General features: G+C 28.8%; 24 protein-coding genes. 10 read left to right on the top strand and 14 right to left on the bottom strand.

Features of this window, described 5'->3' with window-relative positions; translation table 11 throughout:
- Positions 1-177: 177 nt before the first annotated feature.
- The 3 genes from ACJDTP_RS25790 to yyaC all read left to right on the top strand — a co-directional run bounded on the left by ACJDTP_RS25790 (position 178) and on the right by yyaC (position 2,746).
- Positions 178-825, top strand: a complete 648-nt coding sequence (locus ACJDTP_RS25790; protein ID WP_077840077.1) for a LysE family translocator — start codon at positions 178-180, stop codon at positions 823-825.
- A gap of 15 nt (positions 826-840) precedes the next feature.
- Positions 841-1,992, top strand: coding sequence for an aminotransferase class V-fold PLP-dependent enzyme (locus ACJDTP_RS25785; protein WP_406762826.1), 1,152 nt, complete (start codon positions 841-843; stop codon positions 1,990-1,992).
- A gap of 166 nt (positions 1,993-2,158) precedes the next feature.
- Positions 2,159-2,746 (top strand): spore protease YyaC, encoded by a 588-nt coding sequence (gene yyaC / locus ACJDTP_RS25780; protein ID WP_406762825.1) that lies wholly within the window; start codon positions 2,159-2,161, stop codon positions 2,744-2,746.
- Positions 2,747-3,171: 425 nt separating this feature from the next.
- On the opposite strand, the gene ACJDTP_RS25775 is transcribed toward yyaC, so the two are convergent.
- The 14 genes from ACJDTP_RS25775 to rpmH all read right to left on the bottom strand — a co-directional run bounded on the left by ACJDTP_RS25775 (position 3,172) and on the right by rpmH (position 15,094).
- Positions 3,172-3,447 carry a transposase gene (locus ACJDTP_RS25775; protein WP_171773097.1) on the bottom strand — a complete coding sequence of 92 codons (276 nt, stop codon included), beginning with the start codon at positions 3,445-3,447 and terminating at the stop codon, positions 3,172-3,174.
- A 130-nt stretch (positions 3,448-3,577) separates the two neighbouring features.
- Entirely contained in the window at positions 3,578-3,778 is a 201-nt protein-coding gene (locus tag ACJDTP_RS25770; protein ID WP_171983673.1) for a winged helix-turn-helix domain-containing protein, read from the bottom strand.
- A gap of 1,445 nt (positions 3,779-5,223) precedes the next feature.
- Positions 5,224-5,727 carry a DUF4446 family protein gene (locus tag ACJDTP_RS25765; RefSeq protein WP_111938467.1) on the bottom strand — a complete coding sequence of 168 codons (504 nt, stop codon included), beginning with the start codon at positions 5,725-5,727 and terminating at the stop codon, positions 5,224-5,226.
- Between the two features lie 45 nt (positions 5,728-5,772).
- Positions 5,773-6,633 carry a ParB/RepB/Spo0J family partition protein gene (locus ACJDTP_RS25760; RefSeq protein ID WP_077840251.1) on the bottom strand — a complete coding sequence of 287 codons (861 nt, stop codon included), beginning with the start codon at positions 6,631-6,633 and terminating at the stop codon, positions 5,773-5,775.
- Positions 6,634-6,641: 8 nt separating this feature from the next.
- Positions 6,642-7,403, bottom strand: coding sequence for a ParA family protein (locus ACJDTP_RS25755; RefSeq protein ID WP_077840252.1), 762 nt, complete (start codon positions 7,401-7,403; stop codon positions 6,642-6,644).
- 358 nt (positions 7,404-7,761) lie between these two features.
- Positions 7,762-8,544, bottom strand: a complete 783-nt coding sequence (gene noc / locus ACJDTP_RS25750; protein ID WP_077840253.1) for a nucleoid occlusion protein — start codon at positions 8,542-8,544, stop codon at positions 7,762-7,764.
- Positions 8,545-8,681: 137 nt separating this feature from the next.
- The gene (rsmG, locus tag ACJDTP_RS25745) at positions 8,682-9,401 is read right to left on the bottom strand and encodes a 16S rRNA (guanine(527)-N(7))-methyltransferase RsmG (RefSeq protein WP_406762824.1); all 720 of its coding nucleotides are present in this window, start codon (positions 9,399-9,401) and stop codon (positions 8,682-8,684) included.
- A 21-nt stretch (positions 9,402-9,422) separates the two neighbouring features.
- Positions 9,423-11,303, bottom strand: coding sequence for a tRNA uridine-5-carboxymethylaminomethyl(34) synthesis enzyme MnmG (gene mnmG / locus ACJDTP_RS25740; protein ID WP_406762823.1), 1,881 nt, complete (start codon positions 11,301-11,303; stop codon positions 9,423-9,425).
- A 9-nt stretch (positions 11,304-11,312) separates the two neighbouring features.
- On the bottom strand, positions 11,313-12,701 hold the full coding sequence (gene mnmE / locus ACJDTP_RS25735) for a tRNA uridine-5-carboxymethylaminomethyl(34) synthesis GTPase MnmE (RefSeq protein ID WP_077840255.1): 1,389 nt from the start codon (positions 12,699-12,701) through the stop codon (positions 11,313-11,315).
- 180 nt (positions 12,702-12,881) lie between these two features.
- Positions 12,882-13,508, bottom strand: a complete 627-nt coding sequence (jag, locus tag ACJDTP_RS25730) for an RNA-binding cell elongation regulator Jag/EloR (protein WP_078117628.1) — start codon at positions 13,506-13,508, stop codon at positions 12,882-12,884.
- 45 nt (positions 13,509-13,553) lie between these two features.
- On the bottom strand, positions 13,554-14,318 hold the full coding sequence (locus tag ACJDTP_RS25725; protein ID WP_077845252.1) for a membrane protein insertase YidC: 765 nt from the start codon (positions 14,316-14,318) through the stop codon (positions 13,554-13,556).
- 23 nt (positions 14,319-14,341) lie between these two features.
- A complete protein-coding gene (gene yidD / locus ACJDTP_RS25720; RefSeq protein ID WP_012061251.1) occupies positions 14,342-14,551 on the bottom strand; it encodes a membrane protein insertion efficiency factor YidD in 210 nt (69 codons plus the stop codon).
- Positions 14,523-14,900: a ribonuclease P protein component gene (gene rnpA / locus ACJDTP_RS25715; protein ID WP_078117629.1), complete on the bottom strand. Its 378-nt coding sequence runs from the start codon at positions 14,898-14,900 to the stop codon at positions 14,523-14,525. Before rnpA ends, yidD begins: the two co-directional genes overlap by 29 nt.
- A 59-nt stretch (positions 14,901-14,959) precedes the next feature.
- A complete protein-coding gene (rpmH, locus tag ACJDTP_RS25710) occupies positions 14,960-15,094 on the bottom strand; it encodes a 50S ribosomal protein L34 (protein ID WP_017210025.1) in 135 nt (44 codons plus the stop codon).
- A 499-nt stretch (positions 15,095-15,593) separates the two neighbouring features.
- Between rpmH and dnaA the strand changes: the two genes are divergently transcribed.
- The 7 genes from dnaA (at position 15,594) to gyrA (ending at position 24,426) form a co-directional block, all read left to right on the top strand.
- Entirely contained in the window at positions 15,594-16,943 is a 1,350-nt protein-coding gene (dnaA, locus tag ACJDTP_RS25705) for a chromosomal replication initiator protein DnaA (RefSeq protein WP_077840259.1), read from the top strand.
- A gap of 261 nt (positions 16,944-17,204) precedes the next feature.
- On the top strand, positions 17,205-18,305 hold the full coding sequence (gene dnaN, locus ACJDTP_RS25700; protein ID WP_077845251.1) for a DNA polymerase III subunit beta: 1,101 nt from the start codon (positions 17,205-17,207) through the stop codon (positions 18,303-18,305).
- Positions 18,306-18,341: 36 nt separating this feature from the next.
- A complete protein-coding gene (gene yaaA, locus ACJDTP_RS25695; protein WP_077840264.1) occupies positions 18,342-18,548 on the top strand; it encodes a S4 domain-containing protein YaaA in 207 nt (68 codons plus the stop codon).
- Positions 18,549-18,596: 48 nt separating this feature from the next.
- Positions 18,597-19,700, top strand: a complete 1,104-nt coding sequence (gene recF / locus ACJDTP_RS25690; RefSeq protein WP_406762822.1) for a DNA replication/repair protein RecF — start codon at positions 18,597-18,599, stop codon at positions 19,698-19,700.
- A complete protein-coding gene (gene remB / locus ACJDTP_RS25685; RefSeq protein WP_011967370.1) occupies positions 19,700-19,960 on the top strand; it encodes an extracellular matrix regulator RemB in 261 nt (86 codons plus the stop codon). Before recF ends, remB begins: the two co-directional genes overlap by 1 nt.
- Before the next feature lie 54 nt (positions 19,961-20,014).
- The gene (gene gyrB, locus ACJDTP_RS25680; RefSeq protein WP_078117631.1) at positions 20,015-21,922 is read left to right on the top strand and encodes a DNA topoisomerase (ATP-hydrolyzing) subunit B; all 1,908 of its coding nucleotides are present in this window, start codon (positions 20,015-20,017) and stop codon (positions 21,920-21,922) included.
- A gap of 23 nt (positions 21,923-21,945) precedes the next feature.
- Positions 21,946-24,426 (top strand): DNA gyrase subunit A, encoded by a 2,481-nt coding sequence (gene gyrA, locus ACJDTP_RS25675; protein WP_078117632.1) that lies wholly within the window; start codon positions 21,946-21,948, stop codon positions 24,424-24,426.
- The last annotated feature ends 518 nt before the right edge of the window (positions 24,427-24,944 follow it).

Genomic DNA, 24,944 nt, shown 5'->3' with positions numbered 1-24,944 from the left:
TATATCAACTGCTAAAGATGTAATAGATTTTATTGCTTCGCATGACGGAGTCAGTTAATTTTATTGTAAAGTAGTGAAAGGTTAAGAACACATTCATATAAAAACTTCATAAATTTAGTGAAAAATATATCTTTTTATTTTATAATTATATAGAAATGCAATTAGAAGGAGAATATAATGTTTTCAGTAATTAACATATTAAAAGCTATATTAATTGGTTTTTTTACAGGTTTTGTTGCCTCTATACCTTTGGGGCCCTCAGGCCTTGAATCTGTTAGTCGTTCAATATCAAAAGGTTTTAAAGAGGGATTTAAAGTATCACTTGGTGCTGTATCCGCAGATATAACATATATAGTAATTATAAACCTAGGTCTTTTTACAATACTTACTAGAAATCCTAAGTTTCACAGTCTATTTTGGATAGTATCTGGTATTGTTTTAATTATATCTAATAAAATATCATTTACAGCTAAAAAACCAGACTTTAACTTAGAAAAATCAATTTATAGACGTTCATCAAATGGTTTTTTAACTGGTTTTTTGATAACGTTTCTCAATCCAACAACTCCATCATTATGGATTGCATTAAGTGGAACCATATTCAATGTTTGGAGACATCATGGAAGGATATATTTTATATTCTCAATCTCATCAATGATAATTGGAAGTATAACTTGGTTCTGCTTTCTTAATATTTTAGTAAGTAAAGGTTTTAAAAAATTTAAACCTGATTTGGCCAATAATACAACAAAAATATTGGACTACTTCCTATTTGCTTTGGGTATAATATTTATTATTTGGGGCTCTTACAAATTATTTTTTTAGAGGTGAATACTTGATATGGAAGTTTACTTAGATAATTCATCAACAACTTTTCCTAAACCAAAGCAAGTTATTAATGCTATGTGTGACTATATGCTAAATGTAGGTGGCAATGCAGGCCGTGGAAATTACAGTAATTCTCTTCAAAGTAATAGATATCTTTATGATGCAAGAGAATTAATTTGTAACTTTTTTGGTTATGATTCCCCTAGTAATGTTATTTTTACAAACAACGTTACTACATCTTTAAACATATTAATCAAAGGCATTTTAAGGCCTGGTGATCATGTAATAACATCTTCAATGGAACATAATTCTGTTATTAGACCATTATTCTTTTGTAAGGAGAACCTTCAAATTGAATTAGATATAGTAGCTGCAAATTCTGAAGGTTTTATCAATGCCAATGATTTAAAAAAGAAAATTACTAATAAAACAAAGCTAGTTGTAATGACTCAAGCATCTAACGTCACAGGCTCAGTACAAGACCTATATAACATCGGTAAAATATGTAATGAAAACAACATTTTTTTCATTGTTGATTCTTCTCAGGGTGCCGGTGTTTTAGATATTAATATGAAAAATATAAAAGCTAATGCGATAGCTTTTACGGGACATAAAAGTTTATTGGGTCCGCAAGGAATTGGTGGATTTATATTGGACTCTAAATTTAATGACTCTTGTTCAAGCCTAATACACGGCGGTACTGGAAGTCTTTCTTATTCTTTATCACAACCAGACTTTCTACCTGATAAGTTTGAATGCGGAACTCATAATCTTCCAGGGATAGTTGGATTATCAGAATCTATTAAATATATAAACTCAGTAGGTTTAAATTCAATTTATGAACACAATAACTACTTAATAAAACATATGCTAGAAGGTTTGCTAAACATCAAAGGAATAACTGTTTATGGTGATTTATCTGGCAAAAGGCTAAGTTCATGTATTTCTATAAATCTTAATTTCCTCGATCCTTCTGAATTGGGATATTATTTAGAATGTGAAGGAATAAAGACTAGATCTGGTTTGCATTGTTCTCCATTAGCACACAAGACCATAGGTAGCTATCCATCTGGAACTGTCAGACTAAGCATTAGTTATTTTACAACTAAGGAAGAAGTTAATTATGCGCTTACGGTTCTAAATAAAATTTCAAAAAATCTATAACAACAAATATTTCAAGTGCTCTTAGCACTGGCCTTAATACATACCTTTTATATTATTTTCTTGTTAGATGTGATTATTAATTTAATTTGTATTCTATTTATTATTTTTATACGATGAATAAAACCTCTTTTTATTGGAAATAAATCTAATAAAAGGAGGTTTTCTTATGTGTCAAAATTTTTCTGTAAACTCATCTTCACTGGCTTCTTGTACTAAAATCAAAGATTATTTATTGACTGAATTACAACCAATACTTTATGAAGATAGGCCAATTATATTTATTTGTATTGGAAGTGATAGATCTACTGGAGATTCATTAGGCCCATTAATAGGACATAAATTAAAACATTTTTCTAAGAATAATATACATATATTTGGAACACTCGAAAATCCAATACATGCAAAAAATATAGTAAGTAAATTAAATGAGATAAATTTTAATTTTATAAATCCATATATTATAGCAATCGATTCTTGTTTAGGATCTATAAATAATATAGGTAAAGTTTTCATACAGAAAAAGCCTCTACTTCCTGGTTTGGCTTTAAATAAGAACCTTCCTGCCGTTGGTGATATGAGCATAACTGGTATTGTAAATGTATCCGGAGGATTTGATTTTTTAGTTTTACAAAATACTAGATTATATACTGTTATGAATCTCGCAGATTCAATTTCTAGAGGTATCTATTATTTTATTTTAAAGAGCTTAGATAGGCCTAACACTACTAGCACTTCTGTAAATATTCAATTTTAGTAACTTTTAATTCTTAATTGCTTTAACAAAACAATTCTCATTTCTATGATTATTAATTTATTTTAAACTTATATAGTTGCCATCAGTGTAATACTATTTTGTATTATTTTTCAATAAAGATTGTTTCACGTGAAACAATCTTTATTTTCTTTGCTAATTTTCTTTTAATAAAAACTTTCTAGCCATGCGTGGTATATTATAATTTAATAGTTTTCTGGTTTTTAACATAACTATAATTATTTACTTATAAACAAAATAATTAATCTATGTAAGTTCTAATAAATTTTATACATTTTAACGCATAGCCTGCCTATTGTTTGTGTGAGAACCCTATTTATTGTTCCAATGAAATTTTATATAGAAGCTCGAATACTAATCTAACTTTTAAAGAATGTATTGTTTATCACTGATGATTTTACCCCTTCCTATAACCCCTCAATTAGATTTAGGCCAGGACTATATTGAGATAAAAACATTAATTCAAGTCTATTTTTCAGTTTCTCCAAAAGCAGTTGTATCAATTTAGCATGATGAACTTTAGCATTATCAAGAATAATAACTATCTTACCTTTTTTTGGATATTGCGTAAGCACCTTCTTAAAAAACTCAAGGAATGCTACAGCATCATATTTTTCATGTTCTTCACAATATACATGGCCACTTTCATAATCTAGTATTCCTATTAATTTTACGCCTACCACATTTCAATAATTAGGTATACTTCCTTATTTCCCTTTTATAAACCAAGTCTTTTGAATAGCCTGATAATCTCTTATCATTGATTAGTCTTGAAATAAGGTAATATCAATTAAGTCATCAAGGTGTGTTTTTTTAGATATTCAAAATCCTTCTTGAAAATTTCTTGTTTCTCTTTATCAGACTTTTTAAAACATATGTTGGTTTTGTACAACTCAAATTTAATCTGTGAAGTATAACTGCCATACTGCTATGTTTTATAGTAATTCTAAAATTAACCCTGACCCGTTGACATATTAATTTTATAGTCAAGTTTTTTATTGATTCAACCCCCACTTCGTCAATCGTATTATTTGTTATCACATAAATAAGTTCTTGTTATTGCTCAGGATTTAATTTTCTAGGGGCACCAGGTGGCTTTTTTAAGCAAGGCCCTTTAATCCATTGACTTTATATTTTTTAATATAGTCACCAACAGTATGCTCTTCTAATCCTTCCATTTCTACAATCATCTTATTAAAAAAACTTAGACGTGTTTTTAAACTACAGGATCCCGCTTATACATTCGTACACTTTTAGTTTCTGTCATTGCCGTTAAGTTCTAATACTATACTGCACTCTTATTATCTTCTATGGTAATTCTATTTAGATTTATTTTATATAGCCTTATCAAATAATATAAATATGAGTTAAGAAGAAATGAATTTTACTAATTAGAACTTATATATAGTAATTATATTTGCCTTACAGTTTCACTTTTTCATTATGTAGTCCTATTATAAATTATTTACATATTTAAATTTTTTACTCTATGTATAATATCCACACTTATTATATTTCATCTAGCGATTCTAAACTATATCCAAATACATATCATAATACTATCATACATTTCAAAATATTTTAGATTACATTCAATTGATGAATTTTAATTATGTAAAATATGTTTAATCAGCATATACCTAAAATAACTCTTCTGTAGTATTATAATTAAATTGACCTTTTTTCTTAAAAAAGTATTCATTCAAGCTCATAAAAATAAAACATTATTTAAATTATAATTCCAAATCGTTTTGATCTACGTTAAAACTGCTTACTAATTCATCGTTACATTTATTAGTCCCATATTCAAAAGATGAATATGAATGAGCAAAATAAACTTTTTTCATCAGTTTTAGTCTCAATCGTTGGCAAACTAGCAAATCTAAAACTATTACCACTTGTTAATTGTAAAGACTTTACTAAGCTGAATTCCATAAATGTACTAAATACTTTTAATCTCATCAATAACTTCAAGATATGAACCTTGGTATAAATTTTATACATAATGGCATCTCTATTCTTCCTCAAGAATTGCTAGAAGTATATATTTCATTATTGATTTCACTACATTTAATTTAAAAGGTATACTTGCAATCATATTATATAATCTAGAAACGCTTTGACTTCTATAATTTCAAGTTTTTTCACATAATAATCTAAATATTTTCATATATAATTCTTTATCTTCTTATATATAATTTTTCTTTAAAATATTGCCATGAAAACTATATGATATTTTCCATTCCGTTTACTATACTATAAATTATCAATATCCATAACATATATGCCTCTTGTAGCTCATAGTTCAAGTCAGCGAACATATTATAATTTTGCAACAGTGATTTATTTCTTCACTTATAGTCAAAAGCTTTCTGCAACCATAAGTAAAACTTGTGGCATTTTTAAATACAAAAATAGAGCACCAAATTTATTGGTGCTCACTTAACTAAACAATTTAACTAATTTTTATTTTCTTTATTAGCTGCTTCATTTAAAACGTATAATTCTTCCTCCGAAAGATCATATCTTGATATTCCCTTATCAATTGGTTTTGCATAAGTTGTACTTTCTTGCCTTCCATATATACCAGTTAAAATAACTCCGTCATTTCTATCATCTAGCATAGCTATCGAAAAGCTCAAGTCACTACCAACGTTCTCGAATGCCTTATATCTCATAATTGCTACTTTTTGAACACAATCCTTCATCTTAACTTCTAATCTCTTACATTCTTCTAAAGCCTTATCAGATCTTTCTTTAGCATCTTCAATACTATCTAATCTTTCCAGTAGCATTTCTTCTAAATTATTATTACTAGTACCTTTCATTAATTTTCTGTATCTGCTTTCTACTTTTCCAACTGCTTTAAATAATACCACTACCATTATAAATAATAATATAATTATTATTGCCATTCCAATTAATAAATATGGCATTATATCATTCATTGCACTAATTAGCATATCCAATTTTATGTCATTCCTTTCATAATTGTTTCACGTGAAACATTACATATTAATAATGTCTAGTATTCTTTGAAGATCTTCCTCTGAATAATATTCAATCTCTATTTTACCCTTGTTTTTCTTGTTTAAAATATTTACCTTTGTTCCAAAATAGTTTTGAAGCTGATTCTTAATTTCTTTATAATAAGGATTTACTTCTCCTATATTTTCATTATTTTTTTCCTTTTCAATATCATCATTAATTCTTTTTATTAATCTTTCTAATTCTCTCACGGATAATTTTTCATCAATTACCTGCTGAGCTATTTCATACTGTTTCTGCTTATCATTTATTGAAAGAAGTACTCTTCCATGTCCTTCCGTTATGATACTCTCAATTATATATTGTTGAACACGTTCATCCAGATTCATCAATCTCATTGTATTAGCAATAGCAACCCTTGATTTTCCTATTCTCTTACTTAATTCTTCTTGTGTGATTTTAAAATCATTTAACAATTTTCTATATGCTAAAGCCTCTTCTATTGGATTTAAATCTTGGCGTTGAATATTCTCTATCAATGATATTTCTAATATATCTTTATCACTTAATTCCATTATTATTGCTGGTACTTCTTTTAAGCCAACCATTTTAGCTGCTCTCCATCTACGCTCTCCAGCAACTATAATGTATTTATCATTTTTTAGCTCTCGTAAAATTAAAGGTTGAATAACACCATGAGCTTTGATGGACTCTGCTAATTCAGCTATCTTTTCTGAGTCAAACAATTTTCTTGGTTGATCTTCATCACTTTTAATTTTATTTATAGGAATGAGAAAACTATTGTTTTCTTGCGCAGCATTATCTGATTCCTCCGGTATAAGTGCGCCTAATCCTTTTCCTAAAGTGAATTTCTTTGCCATTCTATCACCTACTGTCTCTCTAAAAACTCTTTAGTTAATTTTACATACGCTTCAGCGCCCTTACATTTTTCATCATACAACATTATCGGAAGTCCAAAGCTTGGCGCCTCTGCAAGCCTTACATTTCTAGATATTGTAGCTTCATATACCTTATTTTTAAAATACTTTTTTACTTCTTTCAAAACTTCATTACTAAGATTTGTCCTATAATCGAACATTGTCATTACTACGCCTTCGATTTCTAGCTTTTTATTAAGAGATTTTTTTACTAATTGTATGGTGTTGATTAACTGACTAACTCCCTCCAATGCATAGAATTCGCATTGTATTGGTATTAGCACCGAATCTGCACATGTTAATGCATTTATTGTTAATACCCCTAAAGACGGTGGACAATCTATAAACACATAGTCATATTCTGATTCAACTTCTTTTAATTTATTCTTCATTATATTTTCTCTATCACTTCTATTTATAAGTTCCACTTCTGCGCCAGCGAGTTCCATCGTTGACGGTGATATGTACAAATTCTGGACTAAATCACTTCGTACTATAGATTCTTTCATAGTAGTATCAGAAATTAATACATCATAAATGGATAAGTCTAAATTACTTTTATCCAGTCCTAATCCACTTGTAGTATTTCCTTGAGGATCTATGTCTATAGTTAATACTCTATAACCTTCCATTGCTAAGTACGCACATAAGTTTATATTAGTAGTTGTTTTTCCAACGCCACCTTTTTGATTAAAAATGCAAATTACCTTCATAAGTACAGCCCTAAAAGAGCGTCCCCCCTTTCCATATTAATATTATATATACTTTTTTATTATAATAAAAGAATTATGTTCTAAAAAACAATAACTCTTAATAAAATATATTCTATTATAAAATATTCTTCATTAATTCTTAATTTTCTGTGTATAAATATGATTGACAATTCTATATTTCTATATTTATAAATATAAGATTAATACATATTTGAAATAATAAATTTACATTTAAAATTTCAGTAATGTAAAACCAAAACCTAAGTTAAGACCAAAATTTTAAAATTCAACTACAACATGTATATATAATTAAAGTTAAGGTAATACTTGGTAAAACCTTAACTTCCAATTATTCCTCTTATTTTTTTGTTTTTGGTATCTTTACTACTACTTCTATAAATTCATCATCATCTTTATATGCATATTCAGCTGGAATATCAAATTTCTGCAAAACTTGTTTTATTGTATTAACATAAAGTTTAGCCGGCAATACGCCTCTTATATTTCTTTTATTCTTATTTTTTAATTCTTCTCCAGCTAATTTAAGCAATTCTTTATTAATTAATTCTTCTGTTTTCTTAACATTTAATCCGTCTTTTATTACTTTTTGAACAATTCTTAACTGCATTTCTTCAGTTGGAATTGTTAACAATGCTCTTGCATGTCTTTCAGTTAATTTATTCTTTAAACATAATTCTCTAACTTCACTACTTAACTTTAGCAATCTTAATTTATTAGCGATTGTTGATTGTTTCTTTCCCATCTTCTTTGCTAATTCATCTTGTGTAAAATTATGATCACTTATTAAATTATAATACGCCTCTGCTTCTTCTATGTAATTTAAATCTTCTCTTTGAAGATTCTCAAGTAGAGCTATCTGAGCAGATTCAGAGTCAGTTATATCTATAATATTGCAAGGAACCGTCTCTAACTCAGCTAACTTAGCTGCTCTAAGTCTTCTCTCTCCTGCTACCAATTCAAAGACCTCTCCACGCCTTCTTACAGTAATTGGTTGAATTATTCCATGTTCTCTAATTGATTGTGATAATTCTTCTATAGCTTCTTCATTAAAATATTTACGCGGTTGATAAATATTTGGAATGACTTTATTTATGTTAATACTTACTATTTCATTATTCATGTTCCCAACCCATCCCTTATTAAAATACTACATACATATTTTACCTTGTTATCCTTATTTGCCTATTTAACTCCTACCTTAATATTTTATCATATACCTGCTTACATAATCAAATTTCAATTATTTATGTAATATCTTTATTTAATTGGATTTTTACTTATTAACCCTGCTCTTCTTGGATATCCCTTAGGAGATTTATCTATCTTTTTCACGACAACTAGATTATGTTTTAATTCTGTATCTTCAATGTTAATTTCACAAACTTCCAATATTTTTCCACCTAAAATCTTTATTGCATTTGCGCTCTCTATAATTTCTTGATCAACTGATGGACCTTTTAGCGCAATAAAACTTCCTCCAACTTTTACATATGGTAAGCATAATTCAGATAATACACTCATATTTGCAACAGCCCTAGATGTTGCAATATCAAAATTCTCTCTTAGCTTAACATCCTTTGCTCCATCTTCAGCCCTGGAATGTATAGTTGTTACATTAGATACTCCAATTCTATTAATAACTGTGTTTAAAAAACTCACTCTTTTGTTCAATGAATCTAATAATGTAACATTCAAATCAGCTCTCATTATTGCAATAGGCAAACCTGGAAAACCAGCTCCTGTACCAACATCTATTAAGCTTCTAGCAATTTTGAATTCATCTCTTTTAAATGCTTTTATTGAATCAATAAAATGCTTTTTGATTATTTCTTCATCATCAATTATAGCTGTTAAATTAATCTTTTCATTCCATTCTTGAAGAAGTTTCATATAATCAATAAATTTTTCATACTGCTCTTTCGATAGTTGTAAACCAACATCTTCTGCTGATTTAGACATTAAATCATAAAACTTCATAATTCCTCCAATAATAATTAATTATTTATTATAATAATGTTCAAGATAAATAAGTAATACCGAAATATCTGCTGGAGACACTCCTGAAATACGTGTTGCCTGACCTATGCTTATTGGCCTAATATCACTTAACTTTTGTATTGCTTCAGTTCTTAACCCCTTAATATCACTATAATTAATATCCTTAGGTAATAACTTCTTCTCAAATTTCTTAAATTGAGCAACTTGTTCAAGCTGACTTTGGATATATCCTTCATATTTTGTTAATATATTAATTTGCTCTCCAACGTCATGAGGCAATTCTGGTCTTTCTGAATCTATTTGTTTTAAATCAAAGTAATCTAATTCAGGCCTTTGTAGCAGTTCATAAAAAGTAATTGGCTTTCTTAATTCAGCTGAATTTAATGATATTAAAAATTCATTTATTTCTTTTTTATTAGTTACCTTTAAATTCTTTAATCGTTCTAATTCATTTTCAATATTTTGTTTCCTCTTTATAAATTTATCATATCTTTCCTCTGTAACTAATCCAACTCTATATCCTAAATCCGTTAATCTAAAATCCGCATTATCTTGCCTCAATAATAATCTATATTCTGCCCTTGAAGTCATCATCCTATAAGGTTCATTAGTCCCTTTTGTAACTAAATCATCTATTAGAACTCCTATATAAGCATCAGATCTAGTTAATATTAGTGGTTCTTTTTCTTTAATTTTTAATGCTGCATTTATACCTGCAATTAACCCCTGTGCTCCGGCCTCTTCATATCCTGAACTTCCATTAAGCTGACCTGCACCATATAATCCTTCAATATCTTTAAATTCTAATGTTGGTTTTAATTGAGTAGGATCAATTGAATCATACTCAATTGCATATGCAGTTCTCATCATTTCAACATTTTCAAGTCCTGATAATGTTTTAAGCATTTTAATTTGTACTTCTTCTGGTAATGATGATGAAAATCCACCTACATACATTTCCAGTGTGTCAAGTCCTTCAGGTTCAATAAATATTTGATGTTGTGGTTTATCTGGAAATCTCATTATTTTATCTTCTATGGATGGGCAATATCTAGGACCAACACCTTTTATGCTTCCATTATAAATTGGAGATCTGCCTATATTATCTCTAATTATTTTACGTGTTTCATCATTTGTATAAGTTAAGTAACAAGATACTTGTTCCCTTTCAATATTTTCACTCATAAATGAAAAAGGTATTATATTATCATCGCCATTTTGTTCTATCATCTTAGAAAAATCCACAGATCTTCTATTTATCCTAGCTGGAGTTCCAGTTTTGAATCTCCTCAAAGAAACGCCTAAATCTAATAATGATTGTGATAGGTCATTAGCTGGAAATAAACCATTAGGACCGCCACTATATGATACTTCACCAATTATAATTTTTCCTTTTAAATATGTACCAGTTGCAAGAATTACTGCCTTACATTTAAAAATAGCTCCATTTTTAGTAACTACACCTGTCACCTTTCCATTCTCAACATTAAGCGCTGTTACCTCAATTTGCCTTATTTTAAGATTTTCCTGTTCCTCTAAAATTCTCTTCATTCTAAATTGATAACTTTTTTTATCTGCTTGAGCTCTCAATGAGTGAACGGCTGGTCCTTTTGAAGTATTCAACATTCTTGACTGAATAAATGTATTATCAATATTTATCCCCATTTCTCCACCAAGTGCATCAATTTCCCTAACTAAATGACCTTTTGCAGTACCACCGATATTAGGATTACAAGGCATCAATGCTATTGAATCTAAATTTATTGTACATACTAATGTATTAAGACCTAATCTTGCTGATGCCAATGCAGCTTCACATCCCGCATGACCTGCACCCACAACAACTATATCGAATTGACCACCATCATAATTTACTGCCATTACTTTTACCTACTTTCCTACACAAAATTCACTAAAAATTTTGTTTAATAAATCTTCTTCCAATTCATCTCCAGTTATTTCTCCTAAAGCTTTCATAGCTGCTGTTATATAAATGGATATTAAATCAAGATATTCATTAGCATTAATTTTATCTAAAGCCATTTTACAATTTTCTAATGATTTATATAATGCTTGCTTATGTCGTGCATTAGAAATTATTAAGCTTTCAGAGCTTATCTCTCCATTAAAGAATAACTTTTTAACTTCATCTTTTAAAATATCTATTCCTTGGCCAGTTTTAGCTGATATATTTATTATATTACTTAAACTCTTAAGTATTTCTTCTTGAATTTTTATATCTTTCAAATCCATCTTATTTAATAATACTATATATTTTCTATTCTTTATTTTATTAATTATTCTACTGTCTTCTTCATCCATATATCTAGATGCATCAAGCATTAGTATTATTAGATCTGCTTCTTCAATTTTCTCTTTTGATTTTTCCACACCTATTTTTTCTACTACATCCTCTGTATCTCTTATTCCTGCTGTATCGGTTATTTTAACCGGTATTCCATCAAGGTTTATATACTCCTCAATTATATCCCTAGTTGTCCCTGGAACATCTGTTACTATAGCTCTATTTTCTCTTAATAATGCATTAAGTAATGAAGATTTTCCTACATTTGGCTTTCCTACAATAACTATGTTGAGTCCATCTCTCACAATTTTCCCAGCATCCGCATTAGACAATAAGGTTTCAATTTTTGAATTTGCCTTATGGATCCCATCTTTAACCTGTAAAATTAAGTTGTCATCAATTATATCCTCATCATCTTCTGTAAAATCAACTGCATATTCAATTAGCGCTAAAACGTTTAGCAAATACCCTCTTAATTCGTTTATTTCCTTGGACAAAGCTCCTTTGCTTTGAATCATAGCTGCTTTCATCGATAACTCTGTTTTAGCAGTTATTATATCCATAACTGCTTCAGCCTGACTCAAATCTATTCTTCCATTTAAAAATGCTCTTTTAGTAAATTCTCCAGGTTCTGCAAGTCTTGCACCAGCTTTAATAACCTGATCTAATACACTATTAGTAGATATAACTCCTCCGTGACAATTTATTTCTACCACGTTTTCACCCGTATAGCTTCTTGGAGCTTTCATATAACTTAAAATAACTTCATCAATTATCTCTTCTTTGTTCTCTAAATCCACAATATTACCATACTTCATAGTGTATGTTTTCATGCTTTCAATATCGTATTTATTTCTAGGGGTAAATATCTTACTAGCAATCTTTAAAGCATTCTCCCCTGAAATTCTTATTATTGAAACTCCGCCTTCTCCAATTGGTGTAGCGATCGCACAAATAGTATCAAATTCTTTCATTTAATTTCCTCCTCTTTTTAAAGAAGAATATTTTCTAAACTAAAACTCCTTTTTAACTATTATCAATTTTACATAACAAAATTTAAATAGTCAAAGTTATATTAGTTAAAACTTCTCTTTTTAGTCATAAATTTTATTTATAAACTTAAAAAGAAAGCCATAATGGCTTTCTTTTTAAGTTTAATCTTTCTTTAATTCAACGACTACCCTTCTAAACGGCTCCTCGCCTTCACTATATGTATTAACAAAGGCATCTTCCTGAAGTGCAGAATGAATGATTCTTCTCTCGTATGGATTCATTGGCTCTAGTTTAAATAATTTTCTTGTTTTCTTAACTCTATTAGCTGTTTTAATTGCAACACCTTTAAGAGTTTCCTCTCTTTTGCTTCTATAATCTTCGGTATCTAGTATAACCTTTTTATGAGGAAGTTCATGTACCTTATTAACTACAAGTGAAACTAAATATTGAATAGAATCTAATGTCTCTCCCCTATAACCAATTATCACTCCCATTTTTTCTCCGGATAAATTAATTATAATGCTATCATTCTCTTCTTTAATATCAATCGTTGCTTCAACTTCCATTCCCTTGAGTATATGAACTATAAAGTTTCGTGCTTCTTCAATATAATTATATTTTTTAGAAACTCTAATTCTTGCTGGTTTAACTCCTATAACATTAAATAAACCCTTTGAGCCATGATCCAAAATTTCAATATCAACCATATCCTTATTTGCATCAAGTTCACTTAAAGCTTTATTTAAGGCTTCTTCAACAGTCTTTCCTTCCACTTCTACTGATTTCATCTGTTAATTCACCACCTCTAATATCAAAGCAAAATCACTTTTTAATTATTTCTTTTTTCTTTTTTTACTAGCTGAATTTTTAGGTTCTTCCACTGCCATAACAAACTTATCTGATTCTGCTACAGCATCTTTTTGAGTCTTATCATCCATCTCTCTCATTGCTGGTCTATAGTTTAAGAAATATGTTTGTATTGTTTGAATTAAATTACCAATTATCCAGTAAAGTACAAGTATTGATTTAAAATTCAATGACATAACACCCATCATTCCAGCCATAACTAAATTCATACTTCCCATATTCATTCCACCTGGTTGTGATGGTGTTGATTTAGACATTAAATAAGATGGTATATATGTTGATAATGCAGCTAATACTGGTAATATATAATATTTATCTGGCGCAAATAAATCGTGAATCCATAGGAATGAAGCACCTTCTATCCCTTGTATCCCCATGAATACCCAATAAAGAGCCATTAGTATAGGTAGTGGTAATAATGATGGAAGGCATCCACCAGCTACACTAACATTATTCTCCTTGTATAACCTCATAGTTTCAGTATTCAATTTTTGAGGATCGTCTTTGTACTTAGCCTGAAGCTTTTTCACTTCTGGTTGAATTTTCTGCATTCCTTGTGATGATTTTGCTGCCTTAATGTTAAATGGTAATATTAAAATTCTTATAATCAATGTAAAAATAAATATTGCCAAAACATAAGATAGCCCAACATCTGATATTCCCATACTAACTATAAAGTCATGCAGGGAATCAAATATCCCTTTCATAAAGTTAACTATTGCTTGAAACATTAAAATATATACCTCCTAATATCTCACCTAACCGGATCATATCCCCCCTTACAAAAAGGATTACATCTTAATATTCTGTAAACTGCTAATGCACTACCTTTAAAAGCTCCATATTTATTTATGGCATCTATTGCATATTGTGAACAAGTAGGCACAAATCTACAGCATGAAGATCTTCCAGGTGAAATATATTTTCTATAAAATTTAATTAGGCGTATTAGTAATTTCTTCATTATTATATAAGCCTGCCTTTTTAATTAAACTTTTCATAGCTCTTTCTACCTCAAAGTAGCTTTTACTTTGAATAGGATTTCTTGCTATGAAAACAAAATCATATCCCTTTACTATATAATTATAATTTAATCTAAAGCTTTCAGTTATTAATCTTTTACATCGACTTCTAACAACACTATTCCCAACTTTTTTACTTACAGAAATACCTACCTTGCTATAGGCTAAAAGATCTTTATCTTTATTCCTTCTATTTTTTAATATGTACATAACTAGAAGCTCATTTGCAAATGATTTACCTCTTTTATATACAATTGTAAATTCAAAATTTTTCTTTAATCTATAAATCATAGATATTTTTATACTCCTTTTTTCCCTGCATTTGCAGAAAAAAGGCCACTAATGGGCCCTTAAGCTGTTAATTTTTTTCTTCCTTTTTGTCTTCTGTTCTTAAGAATGTTTCTTCCTGATTGAGTGCTCATTCTTTTTCTAAAACCATGTTCTTTTTTTCTTTGTCTCTTTTTAGGTTGGTAAGTCATAAACATTACATATGCACCCCCTTAAATTTATTATTTATAGTAAAAACTATACTTCGCTATTTAAATTTTACTTTATTATTATATAGATATACTATTTTTCTGTCAAGGTGGTAATAATTGTTGATAAATATATTTATATATATTTTTTTGTGGATAACTTATTGAATATGAGTATTTACTTATGTTATCATAAATATTATGTTGTGAATAACTTATTAATATAAAAACTTATCCACATGTGTGGATAAAATTGTGCATAACTTGTTTGTTTTTATTGTTAGTACATGCTTTATAGTTGATTTTATTTAGGTCTTAGCATGTTTATAACACTTAATAACAATCTGTTATTAAATTTATAGAAATTTAATCTATACACATAGTTATTAACATGTTGATATATTTATATACATACTTGGCTATAATATATGAATGTTAATATCCTTGTTGATAAACTGTACATAACTATTATAAAAATTTTTTTATTACAATTATTGGAGGAATAAGAATGGATGCCGATCTTAAAAATTTATGGGATAAAACCTTAGATATTATAAAAAGTGAGCTAAGTGAAGTTAGTTTTAATACTTGGATTAAAAGCTGCGAACCTCTGTCTATTTCTTCTAATACTCTAAAGATAAGCGTTCCAAATTCCTTTACTCAAGATATTTTAGATAAAAGATATAAAGATTTAGTTGCAAACTCCATAAAAGCAGTATGTTCAAAATTATATACAATTGAATTTATTATAATGTCTGAAATCTATGAAAAAGAAGAAATTAAGAATTCTTCAAATCAGAAACCAAAAGCTATTGTAGTTAATGATGAAATGTCGTCTACATTAAATCCAAAATATACTTTTAATTCTTTTGTAATAGGTAATAGTAATAGATTTGCTCATGCTGCATCTTTGGCAGTTGCAGAATCACCAGCAAAAGCATATAACCCGTTATTCATATATGGTGGAGTCGGCCTTGGAAAGACTCACTTAATGCATGCTATCGGTCATTACATCTTAGATGGTAATCCTAATGCTAAAGTTGTGTATGTCTCATCTGAAAAATTTACCAATGAATTAATAAACGCTATAAAAGATGATAAGAATGAAGAATTCAGAAATAAATATAGGAATGTTGATATCTTACTTATAGATGATATACAATTTATAGCCGGAAAAGAGCGTACTCAAGAAGAATTCTTTCATACATTTAATGCGTTACATGATGCGAATAAACAAATTATATTATCTTCAGATAGACCGCCAAAAGAAATTCCAACATTAGAAGATAGGCTTAGATCTAGATTTGAATGGGGCTTAATAGCAGATATTCAAGTTCCTGATTTCGAAACTAGAATGGCTATACTAAAAAAGAAAGCTGACGTTGAAAATCTAAATGTAGCAAATGAAGTTATGGGATACATTGCTACTAAAATTAAATCTAATATAAGGGAACTTGAAGGCGCACTAATAAGAATAATTGCTTACTCCTCATTAACTAACAGAGAAGTTACTGTAGATTTAGCTACAGAAGCATTAAAAGATATAATATCTAAAAAGCAAGGAAAGCACGTGACTATTGACTTAATACAAGATGTAGTTTCTAGTTACTTTAATTTGCGTGTTGAAGATTTAAAATCTCAAAGACGAACTAGAAATGTTGCTTACCCAAGGCAAATAGCAATGTATTTAAGTAGAAAACTAACAGATATGTCTTTACCTAAAATTGGAGAAGAATTTGGAGGAAGAGATCATACTACAGTAATACATGCTTATGAGAAAATATCTGAGAATCTCAAAACTGATGATTCATTACAAAATACTGTTAACGACATTACAAAGAAATTGACTCAGAATTAATCCACAGAGCTGTATAATAAGTACATAATAACTTGTGGATAATATTTTTTTAGTTATATTACACTTATACTTGTGGATAACCAGTCTGTTTTGTTACTGATTTATCCACAATATTTTTGAACTAAATTTTGTTGATATTACAGGGATTATGCTAGTTATCAACAAATTAACAGCCCCTACTACTATTATTACTATAAAAATATTTATCTAACTACTAATTATCATCTTTAATTCTTGTGAATAAAATAAGGAGGATTTTCAATGATCTTTACATGTGAAAAACAAAAAATATTAGAAGGTATATCAATAGTGCAAAAAGCCATAACAGGTAAATCAACAATGCCTATATTGGAAGGTATTTATATAAATGCAAATAATTCAACAATAACTCTTATAGGTTCAGATATGGATGTTAGTATTCAAACATTAGTTGATGCAACTATTATGGAAGAAGGAAGTATAGTTATTGATGCTAAAATATTTGGAGAAATAATAAGAAAACTACCTAATTCAACTATAAGAATAGAAACTATGGAAAATCAACTAATAAAAATAACTTGTGAAAAATCCATATTTGATGTAGTGTATATGAACACAAATGAATTTCCAGAGTTACCTGAAATTAATGAGAATTTAAAAATATCAGTAAATCAAAATATATTAAAAAATATGATAAAGGGGACTTCTTTTGCTATAGCTCAAGATGAAACAAGACCTATTCTTCAAGGAATATTATTCGAAGTGAGAAATAAAAACTTAAACTTAGTTGCTCTAGATGGATATAGACTAGCTATAAAAAGTGAATTTTTAGATACGGATATTGACATAGAAGTTGTAATTCCAGGAAAAACATTAAATGAAGTATCAAAGATACTAGAAGATATAGATGAGATTGTGGATATAACATTTACTAATAACCATATATTATTTAATTTAAAAAGAACTAAAATAATATCTAGATTATTAGAAGGTAAGTTCATAAATTATAAATCATTATTACCACAAGAACACAAACTATTTGTAAATGTTAATAGACAAGAACTACAAAATGCAATAGAAAGAGCATCTCTAATGGCTAAGGATGGAAATACCAATTTAATAAAATTAGATTTACATCAAGATAACTTAGTAATAACTTCTAATTCTCAATTGGGAAAGGTAAGAGATGAAATTTCGATAAAATTGCAAGGAGATGAAATAGAAATTGCATTTAACTCAAAATATCTGCTAGATGTTTTAAAGAACATGGAGGATAATGAAGTTGTTATGAAAATGACATCTGGTATAAGCCCATGTGTTATTGAAGAAAATAGTAATGAAAATGCAAAATATTTAGTTTTGCCAGTAAGACTAATGAGATAGGAGGATAAATATTATTTTAATATTTATATAACGAAAATGAATAAAATAAAAATTGATACTGAAATTATAAAATTAGATGCTTTTTTAAAATGGGCATCTATTGCTAGCTCAGGTTCAGAAGCTAAGATCTATGTGCAAGATGGAATGATAAAGGTTAATGGAGAAGTTTGTACTCAAAGAGGTAAGAAGTTAAGAAGTGGAGATGTAGTAAACTTCGATGGTTCAGATTTTGAAATAATATAGAGATAGTTATTTGATTATTTATGATATAATTATTATAGGTGTATTTTTATGTATGTTAAAAATATAAATTTGCTTAATTATAGGAATTATAAAAAATTAAGCGTAGAATTGACTAAAAATGTTAATGTGTTTGTGGGAGATAATGCTCAAGGAAAAACAAATATTTTAGAATCAGTATATTATTGTGCTTTTGCAAAATCACACAGAACATCAAAAGATAAAGAATTAATAAATTGGGAAAATAGTACAGCCTACATAAGCTTACTTATAGGGAAAAATAGATTAGATAAAAAGATTGATATAAATATACTCAGAGATGGTAAGAAAGCTATAAAAGTAAATAATATAAAAGTAAATAAGATAGGTGAACTATTTGGAATTTTTAATGTAGTAATGTTTTCTCCAGAAGATTTAAAAGTTATAAAAGAAGCACCAAGTTTAAGAAGAAGACTATTAGATATGGAATTATCTCAGGTAAATCCAAATTATTACTTCAATCTAGTACAATATAATAAAGTTCTAGGCGAAAGAAACACTTTATTAAAGAGCAGGTCATTTAGTGAAGATGTTTTAGATGTATATGATATACAATTGAGTAAATATGCTGATTATATTATTTCAAAAAGGTTAGAATATATAAATAAGATAAATTTTTACGGTGATATAATTCATAAAGAAATTACATCTGGAAAAGAAATAATAAACTTTAAATATAATTGTACTGTTAATCTAGAAAATGGAAAATTTAAAGATAATTATTTAAAAAAACTAAAAGATAATATTGAAAAAGATAGGGAAAAGGGGTTAACGTCTGTGGGACCTCATAGAGATGATTTTAGCGTATTTATAAATAATATTGATACTAAGGTTTTCGGATCTCAAGGACAACAAAGAACATCTATTTTAACTATGAAATTTGCATCTTTAAAAATCATTAGAGAGATTACAGGTGAATATCCAGTATTATTGTTAGATGATGTTTTATCGGAGCTTGATGTAAATAGGAAAAAATATATATTAAGATCAATAAAGGATATACAAACTATAATAACATGTGCTGGAATTGAGGATTTAAATGATTATTTAGATGATAAAGTCAAAATATTTAATGTATCAAACGGACAAATTTTAAATCAAGGGAGGAATATATAATGTTTTTGCATTTAGGTGAAAATGTAGTAGTTCCCATTAAAGACATTATTGGAATATTCGATCTTCAAAATACGATGTATAGCTCTGATACAATACAATTTTTAAGGCTAGCAGAAGAAGACGGATTTGTAGAAAGAATAACAGAAGAAAAACCAAAGTCGTTTATAATAGCGGAAGTAGATAATAAGAGTAAAATATATTTATCACCAATATCATCAACTACATTAACAAAAAGGACAGATATAGAATATAGTTCTTAATTCTATAAAATTAAAAATTTTAATAATACTTATTAAGTTTAGGAGGAGTCTGATTTGGAACAAAATAACAAAAAATATGATGAAAATCAGATACAAGTTCTTGAAGGATTAGAAGCAGTAAGAAAAAGACCAGGAATGTATATTGGAAGCACTAGTTCAAGAGGCCTTCATCATTTAGTATATGAAATCGTAGATAATAGCATTGATGAGGCTTTAGCAGGATATTGTAATAAAATAGAAGTATACATTAATGAGGATAATTCGATTACAGTAAATGACGATGGTAGAGGGATGCCTGTAGGAATACATCCTAAGATGGGAAAATCAACTGTTGAAGTTATAATGACAATATTACACGCAGGTGGTAAATTTGGAGGAGGAGGATATAAGGTTTCAGGTGGATTACACGGAGTTGGTGCATCTGTAGTTAATGCTCTTTCGGAAGAATGTACTGTCACAGTTAAGAGAGATGGACATATATGGCAACAGAAATATAGTAAGGGAAAGGTTCTAAACGAACTTACAAAAGTAGGGGACAGTGATCAGACTGGAACACAGACATATTTTAAGCCTGATGCAGAAATATTTGATGAAATAGTGTTTGATTTTGAAGTTTTATCTCAAAGATTAAGAGAACTAGCATTCTTAAATAAAGGAATATATATAAGGTTAGTAGATAAAAGAGATGAAAAAGAAGAAGTTTTCCATTACGAGGGTGGAATTAAATCATTTGTTAGCTACTTAAATAGGAATAAAGTCCCACTTCATGAAGAACCTATATATATTGAAGGGGTGAAAGATAACATATCGGTGGAAGTAGCGCTTCAATATAATGACGGTTATACTGAAAATATATTTTCTTTTGCAAACAATATTGATACAGTTGAAGGCGGAACGCATCTAGTTGGATTTAAAACTGCACTAACTAGAGTATTTAACGATTATGCAAAAAAATTTGGGCATATAAAAGAGAATGACAAGAATTTTACTGGTGATGATATAAGGGAAGGGCTGACTGGAGTAATATCTATAAAAATTGAAGAGCCACAATTTGAGGGGCAAACAAAAACTAAGCTAGGAAATAGCGAAGTAAGAGGAATTGTAGACTCAATTGTTGGTGAAAATATAGGTATATTCCTTGAGGAAAATCCTAACATAGGTAAAATGATTGTTGATAAGGCTCTAATGGCTGCTAGAGCTAGAGATGCGGCTAGAAAAGCGAGAGAATTGACAAGAAAATCAGTCTTAGAAAGATCTACATTGCCTGGAAAGTTAGCAGATTGTTCATCTAAAGATCCAAGAGAGTGTGAAATTTATATAGTCGAAGGGGATTCGGCAGGGGGATCTGCAAAGCAGGGAAGAAATAGAAAATTCCAAGCCATTTTACCTTTAAGAGGTAAAATATTAAATGTTGAAAAACAAAGATTAGATAGAATATTAAATGCAGATACTATTAGGTCAATGATTACTGCATTTGGAGCAGGCATAGGAAATGATTTTGATGTTGAGAAGATTAGATATAATAGAATTATAATTATGACAGATGCCGATGTTGATGGCGCTCATATTAGAACATTATTACTAACATTTTTTTATAGATATATGAGGAATTTAATAGATGATGGGCATGTATACATAGCGCAACCACCATTATATAAAGTTAGTAAAGGTAAAAAAGATTATTATGCATATAGTGATCCTGAATTAGAAAATGTTTTATCTGAGCTAGGTGGAAAAGATAATTCAACTGATATTCAAAGATATAAAGGTCTTGGAGAAATGAATGCATCTCAATTGTGGGATACAACTATGGATCCAGAAAAGAGAATTTTATTAAAAGTAAATATAGAAGACGCTATGGCTGCTGATGAAATTTTCACCATATTGATGGGGGAAAAAGTTGAGCCAAGAAAAGAATTTATACAACAAAATGCTAGAAATGTTGTTAATTTAGATATTTAGTACTGAAATACGAGGTGAAGTACATGGATTTTAATGAAGGAAAAGTTATACCAGTAGATATTAAACACGAAATGAAGAAATGTTATATAGATTATGCAATGAGTGTTATAGTTGGTCGTGCATTGCCAGATGTAAGAGACGGACTAAAACCTGTTCATAGAAGGATATTATATTCGTTGCAAGAATTGGGGTTAACTCCTGAAAAGGGATATAGAAAGTGTGCAAGAATAGTTGGAGATGTTTTAGGTAAATATCATCCACATGGTGATAGTTCAGTTTATGATGCATTAGTTAGAATGGCTCAAGATTTTTCAATGAGATATATGCTAGTTGATGGACATGGAAATTTTGGATCAGTTGATGGTGACAGTGCAGCTGCTATGAGATATACAGAAGCAAAAATGAATAAAATAGCAGTTGAAATGTTAAGAGATATTAATAAGAACACAGTTGATTTTATGCCTAACTTTGATGGTGAAGAGCAAGAGCCAGTAGTATTACCATCAAGATTTCCTAATCTCTTGGTAAATGGTTCATCAGGAATTGCAGTCGGCATGGCAACTAATATTCCGCCACACAATTTGGCTGAAATAATTGATGGGACTATTATGCTTATAGATAATCCTGAAAGCACAGTTTTGGAACTTATGACTAAAATTACAGGACCGGATTTTCCTACAGGGGCTACCATTATGGGGAAAGCAGGAATTAGGGCTGCATATGAAACTGGTAAGGGAAAGATAATAGTAAGAGCGAATGCTGAGATAGAGGAGGAAAATGGAAGACACTCAATAATCGTTACTGAGATACCATATCAAGTAAATAAGGCAAAACTTGTAGAAAATATTGCTGATTTAGTAAAAGATAAAAAGATTACTGGAATCTCTGATTTGAGAGACGAATCAGACAGAGACGGTATGAGAATCGTAATTGAGCTTAAAAGAGATGCTAATCCAAGTGTAGTATTGAATTTATTATATAAGCACACAAAGCTTCAAGATACATTTGGCATTATTATGTTAGCATTAGTTAATAATGAGCCAAAGGTTTTAAATTTAAAGCAAATACTAGAAAATTATGTAGAATTTCAAAAAGAAGTTATAACAAGAAGAACTATATTTGATTTAAACAAGGCAGAGGCTAGAGCACATATCTTAGAAGGTTTAAAAATAGCATTAGATAACATAGATGAAGTAATAAGTATAATAAGAAATTCTAATACTACTGAAATTGCCAAAAATACTCTAATGGAAAGATTTGAACTTTCTGAGAAGCAATCTCAGGCTATATTAGAGATGAGATTAAGAAGATTAACTGGATTAGAAAGAGGTAAAATCGAGGAAGAGTATAATGAGCTAATGAAACAAATAGAATATCTAAAATCTATTTTAGCTAGTGAAGAAAAGCTGTTAGATGTTATTAAAGAGGAACTATTAGAAATAAAGAATAGGTACTCAGACGAGAGAAAAAGTAAAATTGAAAAAATAGTAAATGAAATTGATATAGAGGATTTAATTCAAGAAGAAGATGTTGTGATAACATTAACACATTCAGGATATATAAAAAGAATTTCGGCAGACACTTATTCATCACAAAGAAGAGGTGGAAAAGGAATTCAAGCAATGTCAACTAAGGAAGATGATTTTGTTGAGCACTTGATGATAACATCAACACATTCTGATGTACTATTCTTTACCAATAAAGGAAGAGTGTATAAGTTAAGAGCTTATGAAGTTCATGATGCTGGAAGACAGGCGAAAGGAACAAATCTGATAAATCTTATAGCAATAGAACCTGATGAAAAGATTCAAACAGTACTTACTGTAACAGATGAGAAAAAAGAAGGCTTTTTGTTTATGGGAACTAAGCAAGGAATAGTAAAGAAGACTCCATTAAGTGAATTTAAAAATCTAAGAAAGAATGGATTAATTGCAATAAGCTTAAAAGATGGCGATGAATTATTAAAAGTAAAGAATACTTATGGTGATGCTAACATTATGGTTGTAACTCAAAATGGTTATGCCGTTAAATTTAATGAAAAAGATGTTAGATCAATGGGAAGAACTGCGTCAGGTGTTAAAGCTATTAATTTAAAAGAAGATGATATAGCAGTATGTATGGATATTGCTGTTGATGGAGAAGAGTTATTAGTAATAAGTGAAAATGGATATGGAAAAAGAACTCCTATTGCTGAATATAAGCTTCAAAATAGGGGCGGAGTAGGGCTAATAACTTATAAAATTAGTGAAAAGACTGGAAAGCTTGCTGGCGCTACAATTTGTAAGGTAGATGATGAATTGATGCTTATAAATTCTAGTGGAGTAGCTATTAGAATTAATGTAGCAGATATCTCTGTAACAAGTAGATCAGCAATGGGGGTAACATTGATGAGAACGAATGAAGATGAGAAAGTTGTTGCAATAGCTAAAATATTAAGCAGTGATGATCAAGAAACTGAATCTAGTGATGAAGCTGAATCTGAAATAAATAATATAGAAGAATAATATTAAATATAATAAATCTTATAAGATTATAAATAAGGCATAACTATTGAATATAGGTTATAGCCTTATTTTTTTATAGGTATTATATATTAAAGTCTTATAAAAGTATCTACATATATGCCAGGCGTATCATAATAAGATATATTAAGTATCATATAGATATGTTAATTAATGTGAACATAAATTAATATAATTAGGTTATATTATATAAGTACTGTTGAATTATTATGTTAATATAAAAAACGTCGCTGAAGCACATAAACACTTTAATTAAATTTAGGAAAAATATTTTTGATATAATATAAAAATATTTTAAAAAGTTGTTGACAGTGTATAAAACAGGTGATATACTAAGAAAGTCGCTTGAGGGTGACGAAAATTAATAACTACAATGAGAATTGTAGGAAAGAAAATTGGTCTTTGAAAATTGAACAGAATAACATAAATACATTTAAGTAAACCAGCAATTTTTATTTGAGTAAGCTAAGATTAAACTTTTTATTGAGAGTTTGATCCTG

The organism is Candidatus Clostridium helianthi (assembly GCF_045310795.1).
GTDB classification, from domain to species: Bacteria; Bacillota; Clostridia; order Clostridiales; family Clostridiaceae; genus Clostridium; species Clostridium helianthi.
This window is presented reverse-complemented; position numbering and strand designations above follow the sequence as displayed.